Origin of the sequence: Wolbachia endosymbiont of Pentidionis agamae (assembly GCF_036711655.1) — a bacterium.
Classification (GTDB): Bacteria; Pseudomonadota; Alphaproteobacteria; order Rickettsiales; family Anaplasmataceae; genus JAZHPY01.
Genome location: NZ_JAZHPY010000166.1, coordinates 1 through 469, shown reverse-complemented (window position 1 = coordinate 469; position 469 = coordinate 1). Strand labels below are relative to the sequence as shown.

The following is a 469-nucleotide window of genomic DNA, read 5'->3' as shown; positions in this document are numbered from 1 at the left end:
TATAAGCCAATTATCTTCTATCAATTGGGATAAGCAATATATATTGGAAAAGCGAGTTGATATCTCCAAAGAAATTTCAATAGTAATAGCGAGAAATAGTAATAATCAAATATCCTACTTTCCTATAGCAGAAAATCACCATATCGATGGCATATTAGATACTTCAACGGTACCAGCTAAAATTGATTATACTATCGCTGATCAAATAAAACATATAGCAAAAAAAATAGCATGTGATTTAAACTTAATTGGAATTTTAGCTGTAGAATTCTTTATTACAAAAGACGATAACCTATTAGTAAATGAGCTTGCTCCAAGACCTCATAATTCTTGTCATTGGAGTCTTGACGCATGTAATGTGAGTCAGTTTGAACAACTTGTGAGAACAATGTGTGGACTCCCAATGCAAGAAGTAATTTTAAATTTTCCTTGCATGACAAAAAATATACTTGGTTGTGAAATATACAAT

Annotated in this window: 1 protein-coding gene; it reads left to right on the top strand. The window is 30.7% G+C overall.

Translation table 11 applies throughout. The features are described from left to right. On the top strand, positions 1-469 hold a 469-nt coding region (locus tag V6U76_RS05465), incomplete at both ends, for an ATP-grasp domain-containing protein (RefSeq protein WP_333024136.1).